General features: G+C 39.1%; 19 protein-coding genes and 1 pseudogene. 9 read left to right on the top strand and 11 right to left on the bottom strand.

Going from position 1 to position 21,102, the window contains the following annotated elements; genetic code table 11:
* Nucleotides 1–25: 25 nt before the first annotated feature.
* From mltG to FJG96_RS05110, 6 genes and pseudogenes are all read right to left on the bottom strand, one after another.
* Nucleotides 26–1,135, bottom strand: a pseudogene (gene mltG / locus FJG96_RS05135) (endolytic transglycosylase MltG).
* 96 nt (nucleotides 1,136–1,231) lie between these two features.
* Nucleotides 1,232–2,494 carry a beta-ketoacyl-ACP synthase II gene (gene fabF / locus FJG96_RS05130; RefSeq protein WP_139413037.1) on the bottom strand — a complete coding sequence of 421 codons (1,263 nt, stop codon included), beginning with the start codon at nucleotides 2,492–2,494 and terminating at the stop codon, nucleotides 1,232–1,234.
* A gap of 100 nt (nucleotides 2,495–2,594) precedes the next feature.
* A complete protein-coding gene (locus tag FJG96_RS05125; protein ID WP_004860281.1) occupies nucleotides 2,595–2,831 on the bottom strand; it encodes an acyl carrier protein in 237 nt (78 codons plus the stop codon).
* A 261-nt stretch (nucleotides 2,832–3,092) separates the two neighbouring features.
* The gene (gene fabG, locus FJG96_RS05120; RefSeq protein WP_139413036.1) at nucleotides 3,093–3,830 is read right to left on the bottom strand and encodes a 3-oxoacyl-[acyl-carrier-protein] reductase; all 738 of its coding nucleotides are present in this window, start codon (nucleotides 3,828–3,830) and stop codon (nucleotides 3,093–3,095) included.
* 21 nt (nucleotides 3,831–3,851) lie between these two features.
* Nucleotides 3,852–4,796, bottom strand: coding sequence for an ACP S-malonyltransferase (gene fabD, locus FJG96_RS05115; RefSeq protein ID WP_139413035.1), 945 nt, complete (start codon nucleotides 4,794–4,796; stop codon nucleotides 3,852–3,854).
* Between the two features lie 78 nt (nucleotides 4,797–4,874).
* The gene (locus FJG96_RS05110; RefSeq protein ID WP_139413034.1) at nucleotides 4,875–5,462 is read right to left on the bottom strand and encodes an undecaprenyl-diphosphatase; all 588 of its coding nucleotides are present in this window, start codon (nucleotides 5,460–5,462) and stop codon (nucleotides 4,875–4,877) included.
* A 347-nt stretch (nucleotides 5,463–5,809) separates the two neighbouring features.
* On the opposite strand from FJG96_RS05110, the gene rpsF reads away from it, so the two are divergent.
* From rpsF to FJG96_RS05060, 9 genes are all read left to right on the top strand, one after another.
* On the top strand, nucleotides 5,810–6,217 hold the full coding sequence (gene rpsF, locus FJG96_RS05100; protein ID WP_139413033.1) for a 30S ribosomal protein S6: 408 nt from the start codon (nucleotides 5,810–5,812) through the stop codon (nucleotides 6,215–6,217).
* Nucleotides 6,217–6,465: a 30S ribosomal protein S18 gene (rpsR, locus tag FJG96_RS05095; protein ID WP_139413622.1), complete on the top strand. Its 249-nt coding sequence runs from the start codon at nucleotides 6,217–6,219 to the stop codon at nucleotides 6,463–6,465. Before rpsF ends, rpsR begins: the two co-directional genes overlap by 1 nt.
* Before the next feature lie 152 nt (nucleotides 6,466–6,617).
* On the top strand, nucleotides 6,618–7,598 hold the full coding sequence (locus tag FJG96_RS05090; RefSeq protein WP_139413032.1) for a hypothetical protein: 981 nt from the start codon (nucleotides 6,618–6,620) through the stop codon (nucleotides 7,596–7,598).
* 25 nt (nucleotides 7,599–7,623) lie between these two features.
* Nucleotides 7,624–8,220: a 50S ribosomal protein L9 gene (gene rplI / locus FJG96_RS05085; RefSeq protein ID WP_139413031.1), complete on the top strand. Its 597-nt coding sequence runs from the start codon at nucleotides 7,624–7,626 to the stop codon at nucleotides 8,218–8,220.
* 585 nt (nucleotides 8,221–8,805) lie between these two features.
* Nucleotides 8,806–10,296 (top strand): replicative DNA helicase, encoded by a 1,491-nt coding sequence (locus FJG96_RS05080; protein ID WP_139413030.1) that lies wholly within the window; start codon nucleotides 8,806–8,808, stop codon nucleotides 10,294–10,296.
* A gap of 6 nt (nucleotides 10,297–10,302) precedes the next feature.
* Complete coding sequence (radA, locus tag FJG96_RS05075; RefSeq protein WP_139413029.1) at nucleotides 10,303–11,700, top strand: DNA repair protein RadA; 1,398 nt, start codon at nucleotides 10,303–10,305, stop codon at nucleotides 11,698–11,700.
* A gap of 119 nt (nucleotides 11,701–11,819) precedes the next feature.
* The gene (locus FJG96_RS05070; protein WP_139413028.1) at nucleotides 11,820–12,398 is read left to right on the top strand and encodes a CvpA family protein; all 579 of its coding nucleotides are present in this window, start codon (nucleotides 11,820–11,822) and stop codon (nucleotides 12,396–12,398) included.
* 75 nt (nucleotides 12,399–12,473) lie between these two features.
* Nucleotides 12,474–13,967: an amidophosphoribosyltransferase gene (purF, locus tag FJG96_RS05065; RefSeq protein ID WP_180338244.1), complete on the top strand. Its 1,494-nt coding sequence runs from the start codon at nucleotides 12,474–12,476 to the stop codon at nucleotides 13,965–13,967.
* Nucleotides 13,968–13,969: 2 nt separating this feature from the next.
* Complete coding sequence (locus tag FJG96_RS05060; RefSeq protein WP_139413620.1) at nucleotides 13,970–14,719, top strand: SDR family NAD(P)-dependent oxidoreductase; 750 nt, start codon at nucleotides 13,970–13,972, stop codon at nucleotides 14,717–14,719.
* A 66-nt stretch (nucleotides 14,720–14,785) separates the two neighbouring features.
* On the opposite strand, the gene pssA is transcribed toward FJG96_RS05060, so the two are convergent.
* The 5 genes from pssA to cysS form a co-directional block, all read right to left on the bottom strand.
* Nucleotides 14,786–15,628, bottom strand: a complete 843-nt coding sequence (gene pssA, locus FJG96_RS05055) for a CDP-diacylglycerol--serine O-phosphatidyltransferase (RefSeq protein ID WP_139413027.1) — start codon at nucleotides 15,626–15,628, stop codon at nucleotides 14,786–14,788.
* 9 nt (nucleotides 15,629–15,637) lie between these two features.
* Nucleotides 15,638–16,336 carry a phosphatidylserine decarboxylase gene (locus tag FJG96_RS05050; RefSeq protein WP_139413026.1) on the bottom strand — a complete coding sequence of 233 codons (699 nt, stop codon included), beginning with the start codon at nucleotides 16,334–16,336 and terminating at the stop codon, nucleotides 15,638–15,640.
* Between the two features lie 114 nt (nucleotides 16,337–16,450).
* Nucleotides 16,451–18,334, bottom strand: coding sequence for an ABCB family ABC transporter ATP-binding protein/permease (locus FJG96_RS05045; protein WP_139413025.1), 1,884 nt, complete (start codon nucleotides 18,332–18,334; stop codon nucleotides 16,451–16,453).
* A 106-nt stretch (nucleotides 18,335–18,440) separates the two neighbouring features.
* Entirely contained in the window at nucleotides 18,441–19,112 is a 672-nt protein-coding gene (locus FJG96_RS05040) for a DUF421 domain-containing protein (RefSeq protein ID WP_139413619.1), read from the bottom strand.
* A gap of 43 nt (nucleotides 19,113–19,155) precedes the next feature.
* Nucleotides 19,156–20,664 carry a cysteine--tRNA ligase gene (gene cysS / locus FJG96_RS05035; protein WP_139413618.1) on the bottom strand — a complete coding sequence of 503 codons (1,509 nt, stop codon included), beginning with the start codon at nucleotides 20,662–20,664 and terminating at the stop codon, nucleotides 19,156–19,158.
* Nucleotides 20,665–21,102 lie beyond the last annotated feature (438 nt).

Raw genomic sequence — 21,102 nt, 5'->3', positions numbered from 1 at the left:
CAAAAAAGTATCATATCATTATAAATCAATGTTTTGCCTTCAATTCTCGCCACTTGCGAACATTCATATTATGTTCCTCTAAGGTTCGAGAGAAAACATGTCCTCCTGAACCATCAGCAACAAAATAAAGCGCATCACTGCTTGGTGGATGTGCCACCGCCTTCAATGAATCGCGACCTGGATTTGCAATAGCGGTTGGAGGCAACCCATTAATTTTATAAGTATTATAGGGTGTTTCCTTCTCAAGATCTGAACGGTAAATTGCACGACCTGATGGCTTTCCTTTTCCTCCAAAGAGACCATAAATGACCGTTGGATCTGATTGAAGACGCATATGTTTTGCAAGACGGTTATAAAATACCGCAGCAACCATTGGTCTCTCTGCTGCAACTCCGGTTTCTTTCTCAACAATTGAAGCCAATATGACAAATTCATCAATTGATTTAATAGGTAAATCAGGGGAACGCGTAGCCCATATCGCATGAATTAATTTTTTCTGTCCTTCGCGCAATCTGTTTATAATTTCTTGACGGGTTGTCCCCCGAATAAAGCGAACAGTATCCGTCATCAAATAACCCTCTGGAGGCAAAACTTTTGGAAGGTCCCCAATCAAAATTTCATTTGCCGCTAATCGATCAAAAACTTGCTGGACCGTTAAACCTTCTGGTACTGTAAATGTATACTCAATGGATTTTCCTTTCACAAGAATATCCATAATATCATGCATTGAAGAATGGGCTGGAATTAAATATTCACCAGCCTTTAGGTGGCTTGTATTTTTGTGATAACCAACCCCATAAACAAAAATATCTGATGATCGAATGAAACCACGTTTTTCTAGCAATGAAGCAATTTCACGAATTCCTGTTCCCGGATGGATAAGAAAAACTTGTTCTTCCTCAATTTTTCCCTTTTCTTCAAAAATACTTTTTCCAATATAAAGAGGAATACTGATGCCGAAAAGAATAAGCACAATCAGCATGAGAAAAAAATGACCAAGGATAACCAAAGGATTACGAACGGTAGACGACTTCTTTTGTTTTTTATGTGTTAACATGCCACAACTATCTGCTCAATGATTCGAAGAGGAATCGTTCACGTCCTTTAATGGCGTTCTATTTTTTACACCGGACATAACCCCTCAATAGCGATTAAGGACAATATTGTAACTTCTCATTCACCTTATAATAAAGGTGAAAATTAAAAAGCAGAAATTAAATAAAAATACTTATTATCCCCTAAAACGTCGCATCACCAACGATGCATTTGTCCCTCCAAATCCAAAAGAATTGGAAAGAATCGTATCAATCTTTCGTTCACGTGGCTTATGCGGAACAAGATCGATTTTTGTTTCAATCGATGGATTGTCAAGATTAAGCGTCGCTGGCGCTATATTATCTCGTATAGCTAAAACACAAAAAATAGCCTCAGCAGCACCAGCTGCACCAAGTAAATGCCCAATAGAAGATTTCGTTGATGACATAGAAACTTGTGGTGCATAATTCCCTAAAACACGCTCAACAGCTGCTAGCTCTATGGAATCAGCCATCGTTGATGTCCCATGAGCGTTAATATAATCAAGTTCACTCACATTCACTTGTGCACGCTTAAGAGCGGCCATCATACTCCGCTGAGCCCCTTCACCACTTTCTGCAGGCGCTGTAATGTGGTAAGCGTCACCCGATAAACCATAACCGATAACCTCAGCATAAATACGCGCTCCTCGCCTTTTGGCATGTTCCAGCTCTTCTAAAACAACAACCGCCGCTCCCTCCCCCATCACAAAACCATCACGATCAGCATCATAAGGACGTGAGGCCCGTTCAGGTTCATCATTGCGACAAGTAGAAAGAGCTCTACAAGCAGAAAAGCCCGCAAGAGATATCCGATTTATCGGAGATTCGGTCCCCCCTGCCACCATGACATCTGCATCACCGAACATAATCAAACGCGCCGCATCACCGATCGCATGTGCTCCTGTCGAACAGGCTGTCACAACCGAATGATTAGGTCCTCGTAAACCATATTGAATAGACACATAACCAGAAGCAAGATTAATCAAACGACCTGGAATAAAAAAAGGAGAAACACGGCGCGGACCTTTATCACGAAGCGTATAACCAGCTTCAACAATGCCCTCAATCCCTCCAATCCCCGAACCGATTAATACCCCTGTACAAATCTGATCTTCATCACTCTTAGGAAACCATTCAGCATCTGTAAGTGCTTGATTAGCAGCAGCCATTGCATAAACAATAAATGCATCAACTTTCCGTTGCTCTTTAGGTTCCATATATAAATCAGCATTATAAGTCCCCTCTGTTCCATCGCCTAAGGGGATACGCGCTGCAATCTGGCATGGCAAATCGGACACATCAAATTCAGTAATACGCCGAACACCACTTCTCCCTTCAAGAAGTCGTTTCCAACTATATTCAATATTACCAGCCAGTGGAGATACCAATCCTAAACCAGTAACAACAACACGTCTCATAACTTCTAACCTTGAACTAAACTTTAGCTCTCAAAGCTCTCTTTTCAAAAGAACTCCGAAGAATACAGGCAAAAGCAATAATGCTTTTGCCCTTTAATTATCATGCAGAAGCTTTATCAATGAACTTGACGGCATCACCAACTGTGAAAATCGTTTCAGCAGCTTCATCTGGAATTTCTACACCAAATTCTTCCTCAAAAGCCATAACGAGCTCAACCGTATCAAGGCTATCAGCCCCTAGATCATCGATAAAGCTCGCATTTTCTACGACTTTATCAGCATTAACCCCAAGATGTTCCACAATAATTTTCTTAACGCGCTCTACTGTATCACTCATGTTGAAATCCTCGAATTTATATTTTCCTATAATTTGGTTAACTATATCGGCTCATCTAATCAAGCAATAGATGCATTCCTTTAAAAGATTTTAGTAATGATCTAACACATCCTGTGGATATCCCCTACAAAATGAACCAATCTGACATTCCGACATCAATCGATCAACGACCATGTTAAAGAAATAGTGCATCTTTCCATTTCAATCGTTACTATCTAAAATAATACGGCTTATAAATCAATGTGGAATACAAGAAAATACTTAAATCATTGCCATTCCACCATTAACATGCAGTGTTTGACCTGTCATATAGGCTGCTTCATCGCTCGCTAGATAAACAGCAGCAGCGGCTATTTCTTGCCCGTTCCCCATACGCTTCATTGGAATCGCAGCCATAATGGCTTCTTTTTGCTTTTCATTAAGCTTATCTGTCATGGCAGATTTAATAAATCCTGGAGCAATACAATTGACCGTAATGTTTCGTGACGCAATTTCTTGTGCCAATGCTTTAGAAAAACCTATCAAGCCTGCTTTTGCAGCACAATAATTCGTTTGTCCAGGATTTCCAACAACACCAACAACAGATGTAATATTAATAATCCTTCCATAACGACGACGCATCATAGAATGTGTTAATTCACGCGTCAAAAGAGAAGCAGCTGTTAGGTTAACCTCTAAGACATCATCCCAGTCTTTATCTTGCATACGCACAAAAAGACCATCCCGAGTGATTCCCGCATTGTTAACCAAAATATCAACGCCATCCATTTCTTTTTCTGCAACTTCAGCCAATTGTTTAATCGATTGACGTTCAGAAAGATTAGCGGGAAACACAAAAACATTCTGTCCTAATTCTGCAGCCACTTCTTTAAGCTTGTCTTCACGTGTTCCATGAAGTCCAACAATGGCTCCCCTTGCATGGAAACAACGTGCAATTGCCTCACCAATTCCTCCTGATGCCCCCGTTACAAGAGCTTTACGTCCTGTTAATCTAAACATTTTTTTAAACTCCTTCATAGATTAAACGCCAAGCATTCCTAGCGCTGATTCTATTTCATTAACTGTTCCAATTGTTACCCCCTTTATATCCTTGTTAATACGACGCGTTAAACCTGTTAATACTTTTCCAGAACCAACTTCAAAAAGCGTATCAACCCCATGAAAACCCATCCATTCTATTGTTTCACGCCACCGCACTCTGCCTGTTACTTGTTGAACAAGAAGAGTAGCAATACGCTCAGGATCACTTTCTGGTGCAACAGAAACATTAGCAATCAAAGGAATAATAGGGGCTGCTTTGTTAACAGTCAAAAGCGCTTTCTTCATGACATCCGCAGCAGGCTGCATTAAAGAAGAATGAAAAGGTGCAGAAACCGGAAGAAGAAGCGCACGTTTTGCACCTTTTGTTGATGCAATCTCTACCGCTGTCTCAACGGCTTTTGCTGCACCTGAAATAACAATTTGCCCACCACCATTATCATTGGCAATCTGGCATAGTCCTTCTCCAGAAACAGTTTCACAAATTTCTTCTACCACGTGCTCTTCTAAACCGATAAGTGCGGCCATAGCGCCTTCACCAACTGGAACAGCAGCCTGCATGGCATTACCACGAATGCGCAAAAGCCTTGCCGTATCTGTAAGACTGAATGTACCAGCAGCACAAAGAGCTGAATATTCGCCTAAAGAATGACCGGCAACAAACTTTACCTTTTCTTCTATACGAAGCCCTAATTGTTCCATCACACGAATGACAGCCATGGATACAGCCATTAATGCTGGTTGTGCATTGGCTGTTAACGTTAAAACATCTGCTGGTCCTTCAAAAATGATCTCTGATAATTTCTCACCCAAAGCATCATCAACTTCCTCAAAAACCATTCGCGCCGTACAAAATTGCTCTGCAAGCGCCTTCCCCATCCCAACGAGTTGACTCCCTTGCCCTGGAAAAATAAAAGCTGCACCCATTCATCGACTCCTAATATTGTGCCATTAACTTATTTTCTTTTGACCTTATTCATCCGCAAAAAGTCAAGATAAAGTGCTTTATTTAGAATGAATATCTCTCTTCAAATTATATCTTAAGGGTGGAATTTGATATAAAAACTTAGGAAAATATGGAGCTATAAACTGAATAATTCCCAGACTTATGAGACTTCCTAAAATGATACCTGCTAAAATATCAAAGGGATAATGTACCCCCACAAAGATGCGTGCCCAACAGATCAAGCATAAAAACACTATAGCAAATTTAAAAGTACCTTTGTATCGGTAAAAATAAAAGCTTGCTGTATAAGCTGAAATGGTCAAGGCATGATTACTAGGGAAAGAAGCTGTTGCTCGATGTTTAATCAGCGGTGTCGTCAATCCTACAACGAATGGGCGTGGATGAAAATAAATGAGAGAAATAAGATAACCTATCAAAAGGGCTATGCTAATGCTCACGCAAATGCTTAGCACGACACATCGTTCCCTTTCCCCACCACAAAACCACAGCAGACAAAGATGAAGAGGTATAATGTAAATTAAAAACTTTGCGCAAAAAATACCGAACAAAACTAAAATTGACCAAGACTGATGGTTGCCGACAAACATCTTAAAGAGCGTAACATCAATCTGGTTTAAAAAATCCATTTTTCTCTCCTTTATCTGTATGTTACAGCACTATCTCTTTATGGAAGAGGGAAATATACTGAAAATATATCAAGATTTAATAAATCCATTTTTTTTATGTGTATAAGCTTGCTATTTTAAAGGATAACCTGTAGATATGAAATGTTCGTTGCCGGCATTTAGCTGGAGGTTGAACGGAGGACTGTAAAATGTCAGTAGGAAATACAATGTTTCCGTCCTCCCGTGTCTCCGCTCTGAGATGTCTCAAATTGTAAACGCGTCCTTTCTTCTTTGGGTTTTTCCAAAAAGACAAGTCGCAGAGGCTTTGCGCTAAAACCGGTGAGATTTAATTGAAGAAAGGCAAAACAATGGCTCTTTATGAACATATGTTTCTTGCCCGACAGGACATTGCACCGCAGCAAGTTGATGAACTTTTGAGCCTTTATAAAGGTGTCATTGAAACGTACGGTGGAAAGGTTGGGCGTGTAGAAAATTGGGGACTTCGTCCTCTTGCTTATCGTATTCGTAAAAACCGTAAGGCTTATTATGTCTTGGTCAATATTGATGCACCAGCTGCAGCAATTGCTGAAATGGAGCGTCAGATGCGAATCAATGAAGATATTTTGCGCTATATGACCATTCGTGTAGAAAAGCACGAAAAAGAAAAATCTGCGATGCTTTCACACCTTGATCGCAATACGCACGCTGGTCAGGATGAAGAGCGCTCTCGTTCCCCGCGTCGTCAACGTGAAAATGCTATGGAAGAGGTAGAATGATGACTGACACGAATCAAAACTCTGCACGTCGCCCTTTTCATCGTCGTCGTAAAACATGTCCTTTTTCAGGGGCTAATGCGCCTAGAATTGATTATAAAGATATCAAATTGTTACAACGTTATATTTCTGAACGTGGAAAAATTGTTCCTTCGCGGATTACGGCTGTTAGTCAGAAAAAGCAGCGTGAATTAGCTAATGCTATCAAACGCGCTCGCTTTTTAGGCTTACTTCCATACGTTGTAAAATAAATGATCAAGACACTTAAGCAATTGGAGGAACTCTCCAGTTGCTTTGGTTGTATGCTTTAGGAAAATAGCTTATTGAATCCTATGTTAAGCTATTAAATATAGAAGTTGGGGTATTGATCTGCCTCTAACTGCAGAAAGCAGGACAGCAATAAATGAAAAAAAATCGCACTTATGAGATATTAACTGGCGTTTTGGCGGGATTGTTCACTGTTGTGATAGGAATGGCTATCATCAGTGTTGCCAATATCGCTCCCTCTTTTTCTCTTCTTCTTGGCTGCTTTCTTTCATTGCCAATTTTTATTGTTGCATTCGGTCAAGGAACATTTGCCAGCTTCGTTGCCTTAATAAGTGCGACTGTTATTCTTGTCATAGCCACGGATATTTATATTGCTCTTGGGCTTATGCTATTATCTTTTCTTCCTGCTGTTTATGCCTCTTGGCTTCTCGGATTGGCACGACCAGCGCAAAAAGAAAACGCATTGATATGGTATCCATTATCATCCGTTATTTTTCATTTAACCAACTTTATTGCTCTTATAGTTACCTTCATTGGACTTTATATAAAAACCCGTCCAGACACCCCTCTCATTGCGAAAAAAATCATTGAAAACATCATACAAGCTTTACAACAAGTGCAGTCATTAAAAGAAGCTAATATACTGAATGTTAGTGAATTTTTAATGGCACATGCCGCAACTTTAGCAGCAATCGCTCTGACAGTTTATAGTTTGATTTTTCTCATTGGTAATCTTTATTTTTCAATGATAACAGCCCAATATATGAAGTGGCTGAAAAGACCTCGAGATGATTGGAGTAAAACTCTTCGCCTTCCAATTTCTGGAATTGTTATTTTCATCGCTGTTTCCATCGCCTCAATGGCTGAATTGAGTGATTCTATTAATTTAGGGACGCGCATCTTTAGCTCTGCTTATACTGTCATCATATCAATTAGTGGTCTAGCCTATCTTCATAATATTACAAAAGGAGTCAATGGTCGGGTTATTATACTTTCTTTTGTTTATATTGCTATTTTAACTGTTGTTTTTTTCCCACCTATTTCTTTTATGATGCTTTTGATGGGCATTTGGGCTGCTATTCAATATAACTTTCAATCACACAAAAAACTTCCCTAAATTTATTTGTTCGAAAGGAAAAACTATGGATATTATTCTACTTGAGCGCATTCCTCGTCTTGGTCAGATGGGTGATATTGTCTCAGTGAAAGATGGTTATGCACGTAATTTTCTCTTGCCTCAAGGTAAAGCTTTACGCGCAAATGAAGCGAATAAAAAACATTTTGAGACCCAACGCGCACAACTTGAAGCACGTAATCTCGAACGCAAAAGCGAAGCGCAAAAAATTGCTGAAAAACTTGATGGTCAATCATTTATTGCTGTTCGTTCTGCTGGTGAAACAGGACAACTTTATGGATCTGTGTCAACGCGTGATATTGCTGAAATCATAACAAATGAAGGATTCTCTATTGGGCGAAATCAAATTGAACTTAATCATCCAATAAAAATGATCGGTCTTCATACGATTACTCTTAGCCTCCATCCTGAAGTTCAAATTTCTGTGGTTATCAACGTTGCTCGCTCTACCAGTGAAGCACAACGCCAAGCAGAAGGTGAAACGCTTACTTCTTCTGAAGAAATATATGATATTCAAGAAGAAATATTAGAAGAAAATCAGGAAGAATTGTTGGTAGAAGAAATTAATGACAACAATATAAACAGTCCTCATCAAGAAGCTTAATTGCTCCTTTTACTTTCTGTTTTATATCTTTTATTCCATTTAAAAGACTGGTCATAAAATACTCACATTTTCAAACTGAGTATTTTATGACTATCATATGTAAAGAAGTAATTTTTATGAAAAATTAGAAGTATATTATATCAGCACATTCCATATCAGAAATGATAACATCAACAAGGAAAAATGCTTTTGCTTCTCCAGCATAAAAAATAATTTAAAGCTCTACCCTTAAGAGTGAATTTTGCATGAGCGGTAAATTAATGATATCCTCACGCGATCTGGTGTGAATTATAAAGAAGCCATTCCACTTACACCGGTATTAGAATCTTAAGATCACATAACTTCAAAATACTTCAATTTAGAGTACCAAAACTTCCACTTAAAAATCACATATTATAAAAATAAAATACACGAAATAGATGCTATATTAATAATACATGAATGATAAATGAGCCATTAGAAGAGAGTTTTTAAAAATTATAGATTTTAACTTAAAATGAAGCTTTGTAGCTCTATTCTTTTAATGTACGATTTTCAATTTATCGCCTAAAGTCGCTAGACTTGGAATTTTAGTGGGAAAAGTTTATGGAAGAAACTAGCGTTGTTAATATCAGCTCTTCGAAAAAAGAAGATTCTCCTTCTTTTCGGCAACTTCCACATAATATTGAAGCTGAGCAAGCATTACTTGGTGCTATCTTTATCAATAATGATTCTCTCGACCGCGTTTCGGATTTTCTAAAACCAGAACATTTTTTTGAACCGTTACATCAAAAGATTTATGCTGTTTTATCTCACCTTATTAAAACAGGCAAACGTGTAGATCCGGTTACAATCAAACCTCATATCCAAATGGAAGAGAAAATTGGAGATCTTACTGTATATCAGTATGTTGTTCGCTTAGCCAAAGAGGCAGTCACCATTATTAACGCTGAAGATTATGGACGCGTTATTTACGACCTTTTTATCCGTCGTTCTTTGATTAATCTTGGAACTCAAGTCGTCAATACAGCCTTTGATGCTCCTGTAGAGCTTACGCCTACCCAACAAATTGAAACTGTTGAAAATCAGTTATTTGAGCTCGCAGAAAAAGGAAAATATGGAGGCGGATTTGAGAATTTTAATGTGGCTGTCAAAAAAGCACTCGATATGGCAAGTGCTGCGAAGCAGCGTTCTTCGCAATTATCAGGGATAGCCACCCATATTAAAACACTTGATGAAAAAATGGGAGGGTTACAAGCATCTGACTTAATTATCCTTGCGGGACGCCCTGGTATGGGGAAAACCTCACTAGCAACCAACATTGCCTTTAATATTGCCAATGCTTATAATCATAATGGCAATACCGAAGAAAATGAAGGCGGTATTGTAGGGTTCTTCTCCTTGGAAATGTCCTCAGAACAGCTTGCAACTCGTATTATTTCTGAACAAACAGAAGTCTCTTCTTCTGATATTCGACGGGGGAACATTTCAGATGAACAATTTTCAAAAATTATTCGTGCGGTAAACCAACTCCAAAAGGCCCCCCTTTATATTGATCAAACTGGGGGAATATCAATTACGCAACTGGCTGCTCGTGCGCGGCGTCTTAAGCGACAACATGGCTTAGATGTCTTGTTTATTGATTATATCCAACTCATGACAAGTAGCTCAAAGCGTTCGTCTGAAAATCGTGTTCAAGAGATTACAGAAATTACCACAGGATTAAAAGCTTTAGCAAAAGAATTGAATGTTCCTATTATCGCTCTGTCACAACTTTCGCGCCAAGTCGAAAACAGAACAGATAAACGTCCACAACTCTCCGATTTACGTGAATCTGGTTCTATCGAGCAAGATGCCGATATCGTTCTATTTGTTTATCGTGAAGAATATTATTTCAAAAATGAAGAACCCAAACTGGGTACTCTTGAACATACAAAATGGCAAGATGAAATGGATAAAATTATGGGGAAAGCTGATGTTATTGTGGCAAAACAGCGTCATGGCCCCACAGGAATCGTATCCCTTGCCTTTCAATCTGACTTTACACGCTTCAGTGATCTGGCAGATAGCAATTATCTTCCAGAACAAATCGGTTAAATTACCATGGTACGCAACCGTATTCAATTTGTCTGTCAAAATTGTGGAACTGTCTATTCTCGTTGGGCAGGGAAATGTAGCGCCTGTGGAGAATGGAATTCCCTTATTGAAGAAAATGTAAATGGCGGCATAGGAAGTGCTCCTAAGCAGAGTACACGTAAAGGACGCATCGTCGCCCTTACATCTCTTTCTGGAGATATCCAAGATGCTCCACGTATTCACTCTGGTATTGCTGAACTTGATCGTGTTACCGGTGGGGGATTTGTTCGTGGATCAGCACTCCTTGTTGGTGGTGATCCAGGTATTGGAAAATCAACATTACTCACACAAACAGCTGCTGCTTTATCCCGCAAGGGGCATAATGTTATCTATGTCTCAGGTGAAGAGGCTATTGCACAAATTTGTCTACGCGCGCAAAGACTTGGAGCTCATAATACAGAGGTGAAACTTGCTGCTGAAACCAATGTTGAAGATATTCTTGCAACCTTAAGCGAACATAAAAACCTTGACATGGTGATTATAGATTCAATTCAAACTCTATGGTCAGATACAGCAGATTCAGCCCCCGGCACTGTCACACAAGTCCGTATTGGTGCTCAGGCAATGATCCGCTTTGCCAAGAAAACAGGAGCCGCTGTTGTTCTTGTTGGTCATGTGACAAAAGATGGGCAAATTGCTGGACCTCGGGTTGTTGAACACATGGTTGATGGTGTTCTCTATTTTGAGGGTGAAGGAGGACATCATTATCGCATTCTTAGAACTGTAAAAAATCGCTTCGGACCAACAGATGAAATTGGTGTTTTTGAAATGTCTGATAAAGGATTACGCGAAGTGATAAATCCATCCGAATTGTTTTTAGGAGAACGCAATGAAAAAGCACCAGGTGCGGCTGTTTTCGCCGGTATGGAGGGAACTCGCCCGATATTGGTGGAAATTCAAGCCCTTGTTGCTCCTTCTTCTCTTGGAACACCACGACGTGCGGTTGTCGGATGGGATGGAAATCGTCTTTCTATGATTCTTGCCGTTTTAGAGGCCCATTGCGAAATTCGTTTTGGACAGCACGATGTCTATCTGAATGTGGCGGGGGGATATCGTATCTCAGAACCTGCTGCTGATTTAGCTGTAGCTGCTGCTTTGGTCTCTTCTCTTGCCAATATCCCTTTGCCAACGGATTATGTATATTTTGGTGAAGTCAGTCTTTCAGGAGCTACCCGCGCTGTTGCACATTCAGCACAACGCATTAATGAAGCAAAAAAACTCGGCTTTCAGGGGGCATTTCATCCCACAACAACAACCGAAATGATGAAGTCACTCAATTTTCAGCAAAAAACTTTCTCCGACCTTCCCGAACTCGTCGCCACTCTTACTACAAGTAAAAAATGGTCTACACCACAGGCAGGATAATATAGAAAAAATGCTATAAAATACAAAATATCCTTGCTATAAGAATAAAAAATGACCTAACAAAAATATATTTGCACACAGATTTAAAGAACACAACTTTATGTATAAGGAACAAACAAATGATCATAACAATCCTTGATGGAATTGTCGTAGTCATCATCCTGTTGTCCGCTTTTCTTGCTATGCTTCGAGGATTTTCACGTGAAGTGCTATCGTTGATTTCTTGGGCAATCGCAGCTGTTACGACACTGTTTTTATTCAAACCTGTCTTACCTTTCTTTGAACAATATTTTTCTAATAAAATGATTGCATTGATCACAACATTGGTCACAATTTTTATTATTGTTCTTATTATTACTTCGATTATTACAATGAAGATCTCCGATTTTATTATTGATAGTCGAATTGGTATCCTTGACCGTACTATTGGTTTTATTTTTGGAGCACTTCGCGGTTTACTGATTATGGTCATCGGTATGTTGCTGATTAATGCACTTATTAAACCCGAACACCAAGCAGACTGGTTAAAAAATGCCAGAACAAGGCCTATTTTAGATTCACTAGGACAAAAAGTTTGGGAAATACTCCCAAAAGATCTTGGATCTGTTCTCGAAAAGGCAGAAAAGTTGTTTAAAGACAACGATAAACATACGAATAAACAACCTCATGAAAAAACACTTCTCAAAAATGGAGAATAGCTTTTCATAAGGAAAGAGAACTCAATGATGTAAAATGTGATATGGATGATTCCTCTCTATCACAACTGAAAGAATATGATGATAAAAAGCGATATTTCTTTTCAAAAATTTTCATTAGATGATGATACCCTTCATGAAGAATGCGGGGTTTTTGGCATTCTTGGGCATGAAGATGCAGCGACATTAACCGCTCTTGGACTCCACGCACTTCAGCATCGTGGGCAAGAAGCAGCTGGTATTGTTTCTTACCATAATAAAATGTTTCATCAAGAAAAGCATCTAGGTCTTGTTGGTGATCACTATACAAACCCTGCAACACTTGCGCGCTTACCAGGAAATCGCGCGATTGGACATACCCGTTATTCAACAACTGGAGAAGTGGCATTACGCAATGTTCAACCCCTTTTTGCTGAATTGAAAGTTGGAGGTATTGCTATTGCACATAATGGTAATCTTACCAATGGTCTTACATTGCGCCGTAAACTCATCGCTTCTGGTGCTATCTGTCAATCAACGTCAGATTCAGAGGTTTTTCTCCATCTTATTGCCCGCTCACGTTATGAATCATCCTCTGATCGTTTTGTTGATGCGATTCGGCAAGTAGAAGGCGGATATGCTATGTTAGCGCTCACACGTACAAAGCTTATTGCAGCACGCGATCCAACAGGAATTAGACCTCTCGTGATGGGAGAACTTGATGGAAAGCCTATCTTTTGTTCTGAAACTTGTGCCCTTGATATTATTGGAGCAAAATATGTTCGTGATGTTAAAAATGGAGAAATTATCATATGTGAAATACAAAAAAATGGAGAAATTACGAAAAAAATTATAAAACCAGAAAATGAAAAACCAGAAAAACTTTGCTTATTTGAATATGTTTATTTTGCCCGTCCGGACTCAATCGTTGGTGGGCGGAGTGTTTATACAACACGCAAAAATATGGGAATCCGTTTAGCCCAGGAAGCTCCTTGTGAGGGTGATCTGGTAGTTCCTGTTCCAGATGGTGGAACACCTGCAGCGATTGGCTATGCACAAGAAATTGGAATCCCCTTCGAGCTTGGTATTATTCGTAATCACTATGTTGGCCGCACTTTTATCGAACCAACACAACAAATTCGCGCTTTTGGCGTCAAGTTAAAACATTCTGCAAACCGTCCTGTGATTGAAGGAAAACGGGTTATTCTGGTTGATGACTCTATTGTACGGGGAACAACATCCCTTAAAATTGTACGAATGCTTCGCGATGCAGGAGCAAAGGAAGTTCATATGCGCGTCTCTAGCCCTATGATTTTCTATCCCGACTTTTATGGCATTGATACACCTAAAGCCGAAAGTCTTTTAGCGAATCAATATCCAGATTTAAAATCTATGTGCAATTTTATTGGAGCAGACTCTTTAGAATTTCTTTCAACGGACGGATTATATCTTGCTGTAGCAGGGGAAAAACGAAATAACGCCGATCCACAATTTACTGACCATTATTTTACTGGATATTATCCTACGCATCTGGTTGATCAAGAAAATCTCTCCAAAATTCATCAATCATCTGTTCTTAAAACAAGAGATTAATGATGACAAAATATGACTTTAGTCTCCATGGGCGCGTTGCACTTGTTACTGGTGCATCAAGAGGTATTGGCTATTATTTGGCACTTGAGCTTGCTGCACGCGGTGCTCATATTATTGCTCTTGCACGAACAGTCAGCGGACTTACTGAATTGGATAATAAAATCCGAGAAAACGGAGCTCTTGCTACCCTCGTTCCGCTCGATTTACATCATATGGAAAACATTGATGCTCTTGCACTCTCAATTGCCAATCGCTGGAAAAAACTCGATATTGTCATTGCAAATGCAGGAATCCTTGGAACACTCTCACCAATAGCGCATATAGAAAACGCGGTCTTTGAAGATGTCTTTCAAATAAATCTTTTCAGTCAATGGCGCTTAATAAAAGCTGTTGAACCCTTATTACGTGAATCTGACGCTGGACGAGCCATCCTGTTATCCTCAAGCGTTGCGCATGTTGCTCGCCCGTTTTGGGGGGCTTATGCAGCCTCTAAAGCAGCTTTAGAAATGATTGCTCGTTGTTGGGCAGAAGAACTCAAACAAACGCCTATTAAGATTAATTGTGTTAACCCTGGAGCCACACGCACTGCCATGCGCGCTGAAGCTATGCCTGGTGAAGATCCGCAAACGCTCCCTTCACCACAAGAGGTTGCAAAAAAAATAGTCCATTTACTATCACCTGATCTGAAGGAAACTGGCAAACTTTTTAATGTCCGTGAAAATCGGTTTGTGGATTATCATGCTCCTCATTGATCATCATCTGAAACGTAACTCGTTGAATCTCTCTTTTTTCTGTGCTTCTCAACAGAATAAAACAGTTTATGATTCTTGGATAGCTTTTTTAGCATCGTCCTTTTTTTCTTCTAAAGCAGCGCGTTTATTATAAGCAATAAAACTACAGGGGAGAAAAATCATATAGCTAACAGCTGTAATCAATAAAGTTTTCCATGTGTAAGTCGCAAGAAAACCGACATAAATAACAATGACCAACATGCAAGGTATAACGATATCACGCCTCAAATTTTGATCAATTGTCTTTGCATTCCACACTGGTAGGCGACTAATCAAAAGAAAAGCAATAATGACTGTATAAAGACTAAAAAACAATGCCCACCCCCAATTGGGAACCAAACCAAGAGTGCCTAAATAGGTGGGTAGTAAAAGAAGTAACGCTCCTGCAGGTGCAGGAACACCAACAAAATAATTTTTCTGCCATTGTGGTATATCTGCATTATCCAACATCACATTAAAGCGCGCTAATCGCAAACAACAAGCCACACAATAAACAAGAGCTGCAACCCAACCGATGTGGTGTGCTTGATTCAAAATAAAAGAATAAACAATAAGCGCAGGGGTAACACCAAAATTGACAATATCAGCAAGAGAATCCATCTGTGCCCCGAAAGATGAACTTCCATCTATTAAACGCGCAATGCGACCATCAGCTCCATCTAAAACTGCAGCCAAAAGCACCATTAAAATAGCAGCTTCATAGCGATTCTCAAAAGCCAAACGAATGCTACTCATCCCTGCGCAAATTGCCAAAATAGTAATGATATTGGGAATCACATAGCGCATTGATGTCGGTGAACGTCGCCGATTTGCAACATCATCATGCTGCCCTTCAGGATTGAATGAAGAAAATGGCGAAAAATTTTTCATTGTGTAGTCCTAATCGTATCTGAAGTCCGTTGTGGCACTCTTATCATCAAAAGAACCTAAAACTGTCTCTCCAGCAATGGCTGTCTGCCCAACAGCAACACGCAATTTTATTTCAGTGGGGATATAAATATCAAGGCGAGAACCAAAACGAATCAACCCGAATCGCTCTCCTGTGATAACGGCATCGTTTTCTTTTGACCAACAAACAATCCGACGGGCAAGCATCCCCGCTATTTGTACGATACCAATTTTACCATGTTTGCTATCAATGACCACCCCATTCCGCTCATTAAACTGACTAGCCTTATCAAACTCTGCATTGGTAAACCGACCTGGATGATAAACAATAGACTCTACTGTACCACTGATAGGAATACGGTTGATATGGCATGAAAAAACGTCCATAAAAATAGAAATACGAACCATTTCATCTTTCCCTAAGCCTAATTCTTCAGGTGGAATACATGATTCTACAAATGAAATACGCCCATCCGCAGGCGACAGAACCCAATTTGAATTTAAAGGGATCACACGATCTGGATCACGGAAAAAATATATACACCACACAGTGAGAATAAGACCACACCAAAACAACGGACTCCATATCCAACCAAGAATGAGCGAAATAACAAAAAATGCTACAATAAAAGGATAGCCTTCTTTATGAATCGGCACAAAGCTATTATGGACAGATTGTAGAATACTCATATCATTTCCTATTCATCGTAAACTTAAAACAAGCAATAAATCTTTTTGTTCCTCTTTCTTTTATGTATTTAATCAATCACTCCATATAAAGATAGAGATTACATTTTGCCCACCTTATTTTTTACGATTAACAATACCCGTCTCGTCTTCTTCACGCATTTTACGTAATTTTTCTTCAGCTTGCGATGCTTCAAGCTGCTTATTCCACATTGAAGCATATAAACCTTTCTTTCGTAAAAGCTCTGTATGCGTCCCATTTTCAATAATACGACCACTTTTAAGAACCAAAATTTCATCAGCATTAATAACCGTAGAAAGACGATGTGCAATAATCAATGTTGTCCGTCCACGGCTTACAATATCCAATGCTTGTTGAATTTCCTGTTCTGTCGCCGTATCAAGAGCTGCTGTTGCTTCATCTAGAATAAGAAGTGGGGGAGCTTTTAAGAGTGTCCGAGCAATAGCCACACGTTGTTTTTCACCCCCTGATAATTTGAGGCCACGCTCTCCTACCATAGACTGAAAACCTTCTGGTAACATCTCAATAAATTTTGATATTTGTGCCATTTCAGCAGCTTTTTGCATCTCTTCATCTGTTGCACTTGGGCGCCCATAGCGAATATTATAGGCAATTGTATCATTAAATAACACCGTATCTTGTGGGACCATGCCGATCGCTTCACGCAAACTTTTTTGTGTTATGTCACGAATATCCTGCCCGTCAATTGTAATAGAGCCTGCATCAACATCATAAAATCGAAAAAGTAATCGAGAAATGGTCGACTTACCTGCACCAGAAGGACCAACAATGGCGACTGTTTTTCCTCCAGGGACTTCAAAATCAATATCTCTGAGAATCTGACGCGTCGAATCATAAGAAAATTTTACCTGATGAAAACGAATAGTCCCATTGCTTATCTCTAACGGTTTAGCATTCGATTTATCAACAATCTCCTGCTGAACATCTAAAAGATCAAACATTGCTTCAATATCTGTTAAACCTTGTCGAACATCACGATAAATTGAACCAATAAAATTCAGTGGAATGGAAAGTTGCATTAAAAGGGCATTAATAAAAACAAAATCCCCTAAAGTTTGTGTCTTATAAAAAACTTCATAAGCTGACATCAGCATCATGATCGTCATTCCAATACCAAAGATAAGAGCCTGACCAAAATTAAGCCAGCTTAATGATGTCCAAATCTTTGTTGCGGCTTTTTCATAACCTTCCATAGAAGCATCAAAACGATCGGCTTCTAGAGTTTCATTGCCAAAATATTTGACCGTTTCAAAATTTAAAAGAGAATCAACAGCGCGCGTATTCGCCTCAGTATCTGCTGTATTCATTTGTTGCCGAATACGAATACGCCAATCACTCGCCTTAATCGTAAAGAAAGTGTATAATAAAACCGTTGCAACAACAATGAGAAGATAATGCCATCCATAGTTGAGGTAAAAGACAAGAGCCGTTAATACAAATTCTAAAACTGTCGGTACGGTATTGAGAATTGAAAATCTTACGATCGCCTCAATTCCTTTTGTCCCACGCTCAATCACACGAGATAGTCCACCAGTTCGGCGTTCTAAATGAAATCGTAAAGATAACTCATGAATATGAACAAAGGTTTTATAAGCGAGTTGACGAACAGCGTGTTGACCAACAGTGGCAAAAAGGGAGTCGCGTAATTGATTTAATCCAGCCTGCATAATCCGCGCGACATTGTACGCCAAAACGAGCATGATGGGGATAATTAGACTGGATGGAAACCATTCAGGCAGCTGAAAGCTTGTATCAAGCACATTCGTAGAATATTTAAAGAAATACGGTACAGATATAAGAATGAGCTTGGACACAACAAGATAAAATATTGCCCATAGTACACGTATTTTCAGATCACGCCGATCCACCGGCCACATATAAGGCCATAAATTGTAAAGTGTGTGTAGAGTTGTCCCTGTATCTGATGATACAGTTTTCGTCATTTCATTGCGTTTCATAAAGCCCTTACTTCTCTATCATCCACACGAAAAAGGCAAACACCCCCCTGTGGTTGTTTATAAGTTTCTTACGCTTTTCAATAAGCTAGCTAATCGTTATTTGAGGTTAGACTGTTTTTGAAAAAGGAACAAGAAATAATCCATTATACAACTTATTATTTTGATCTGTATTCTCATACCACTCTGCTGCAAATAAATTTTCAACTTTTACATGCTTTTTTTTCAATTCTGCCTGAAGCCACTTTTTTGTTTTACCAATCTCTTTAAGACCATCATCAATAATTTCACCATTTTCTACGACAATCGTCGATTTCTTTCCCTCTTCCTTTTTAATAACAGTGCAATCACCATTGGTTTCCAAACAAACAAAAGCTGCTTCATGTAAACTACAGCCTTTAGTACGCAACATTGTAATCAAATCATTCACACTGATCCCTAAGTTCTTAATCTTATCCATTTGAAAGACCCCATCTAAAACCAGTGCAATATTTCGTCCTGCAATGAGACGACGAAAAAAAACTGAATAGCGTGAAAAAAAATTAAAAGAGGTAACCAAGGCTTGCCAAATCAGTAAAACAAGCAATAATTGTATGCAGCTAATATTCTGATTATAAATAACGCCTCCAATGATACTTCCCATCACAAAATTACTGACCAAATCAACCGGCGTCATTTGACTAAGACTACCACGACCTGTTGTTCTTAAAATAAATAGAAAAGCAACAAGACCTACAGCCAGCTTAAGCGCGATATATCCATAGTGATATAAAAATTCCATCATATTCTCCTTTTAATTTATGAGAACTGCTGGAATAGAGAAATTAGAATCGTTTTATTTCCCATACGGTTATGCGCTCACCACTCTGCGGATCCTTACTATCTTTTAAGAGAACCCCCTCGGCTGCAAGCTCATCACGAATTGTATCCGCAGCTTCCCACTCTTTATTATGGATAAGCCGCAATCTTTCGGCAATGCGCTGGTCAATAAATTTTGAATCAAGAGACGTTTTTTTTATAAATAATGGGCAGTCTATTTCTTTAATCCATTCTTGTCGTAATAGTCCTAATACATTCATCCCATTGGCAAGAGCCAAAGCATCGCCTGCTTTATAAAATTTTCGCAAAAGAGTAAATGCTTTTGGCGTATTAAGATCATCACTAAGAGCATCTATCAAAATATCATCAATCGCTTTATTGTTTTCCATCATATTCTTTTTATGGCGAAGCAATTCATACCAACGATACAGTTCACTGCTCGATTGCATTAAACGCTGCGCTGTCCAATTTAACGGTTCACGATAATGCGTTTGGAGCATCGAAAAACGTGCAGACAAACCCGCCCAATTTTCCTTCATTTCATCGGCCAACACACCATTAAATTCCAAAAAATTACTCTCTAAAACAGAACGAATAGTTATGAAATTGCCAAAGCTTTTCGACATCTTTTTACCTTCAACTTGTAAAAAGCCGTTATGCATCCAAAAATTAGCCATTCGCTCTGTCCCAAAAGCGGAACAACTTTGTGCAATCTCATTTTCATGGTGAGGAAAAATTAAATCAAGACCACCACCATGGATATCAAAAATATTCGCATTTGGATCAGCACAAGTTAAACCACCACCGTAGGGCGCTAATAACTTTGCCATTGACATGGCAGAACACTCAATATGCCAACCTGGACGACCTAAAACAGGAATTCCGCCCGGCGATTCCCAACCTGGCTCTCCTTCCACAGAAGGCTTCCATAAAACAAAATCCATCTCTTCCCGCTTATAAGCAGCAACATCAATACGCGCCCCCGCCCTCATTTCATCTAAAGAACGATTTGAAAATGCCCCATAATGGGGAGGATTTTTGATGCTCTTTATAGAAAACAATATATGATTTTCCGCTTTATAAGCATGTCCCTTTTCAAGCAATCTTTCGATGAGAGCGCGCATCTCCTCTAAATGCTCGGTCGCGCGCGGCTGGCTGGTTGGCAATAGACAACCAAGTGCTATTGTATCTTGTTGAAACTGAGAATATGTGCGTTCTGTTAATTGACGAATAGCATCATTCAGTGAAACGTTTGGATATTCGTGGGCGGCTCGTGCATTAATTTTATCATCGACATCTGTAATATTACGCGCATAGAGAACATGATCATTGCCATAAACATGACGCAATAAGCGAAATAAAACATCAAAAACAATGACAGGGCGTGCATTTCCTATATGCGCGTAATCATAAACTGTTGGACCACAAACATAAAGACGTACTTTTGTCGGATCTATTGGTGTAAAATTTTCTTTTTTACGTGTCAGCGTATTATAAAATCGCAACTCTTTCATCATTATACTCCGTAAACGATATTACGCACCGTTCTTTTGAATGCCTCTTCTCTCAAATGATCACATTATGCGGTTTAGACTAAAATTTCACCTTACCATCACTTCTTTTTCCCCTATGGTATTTACGGCTGTCTTTATCATTTATCCTAAAAACAATCTCTTTTATTTCATTGGACAAAAGCATTCTATAGATTTAGAGAGCTTTTCCCTTCTTGAAGGAAACAAGTTTAGAAAAAATTCCATAGGCAATAGAATATTTATATGAAAAATAGATTACAGGAAACAAATCTTAAAACTTTAACCCCATAAAGCTTCATCAGTATTTTCAATATTCTACAATGGGTTCCTTATTCTCTCTTACGCCCTATATTTCATAATCAATCATTGAGAATAATGTCGCAATTAACCCTCTTTTTTAACAGCGTTCTCATGACACAA

The organism is Bartonella mastomydis (assembly GCF_900185775.1).
Taxonomy (GTDB): domain Bacteria; phylum Pseudomonadota; class Alphaproteobacteria; order Rhizobiales; family Rhizobiaceae; genus Bartonella; species Bartonella elizabethae.
Note: the sequence above shows the minus strand (reverse complement) of the source record. Positions and strands in the feature narration are given on the sequence as shown.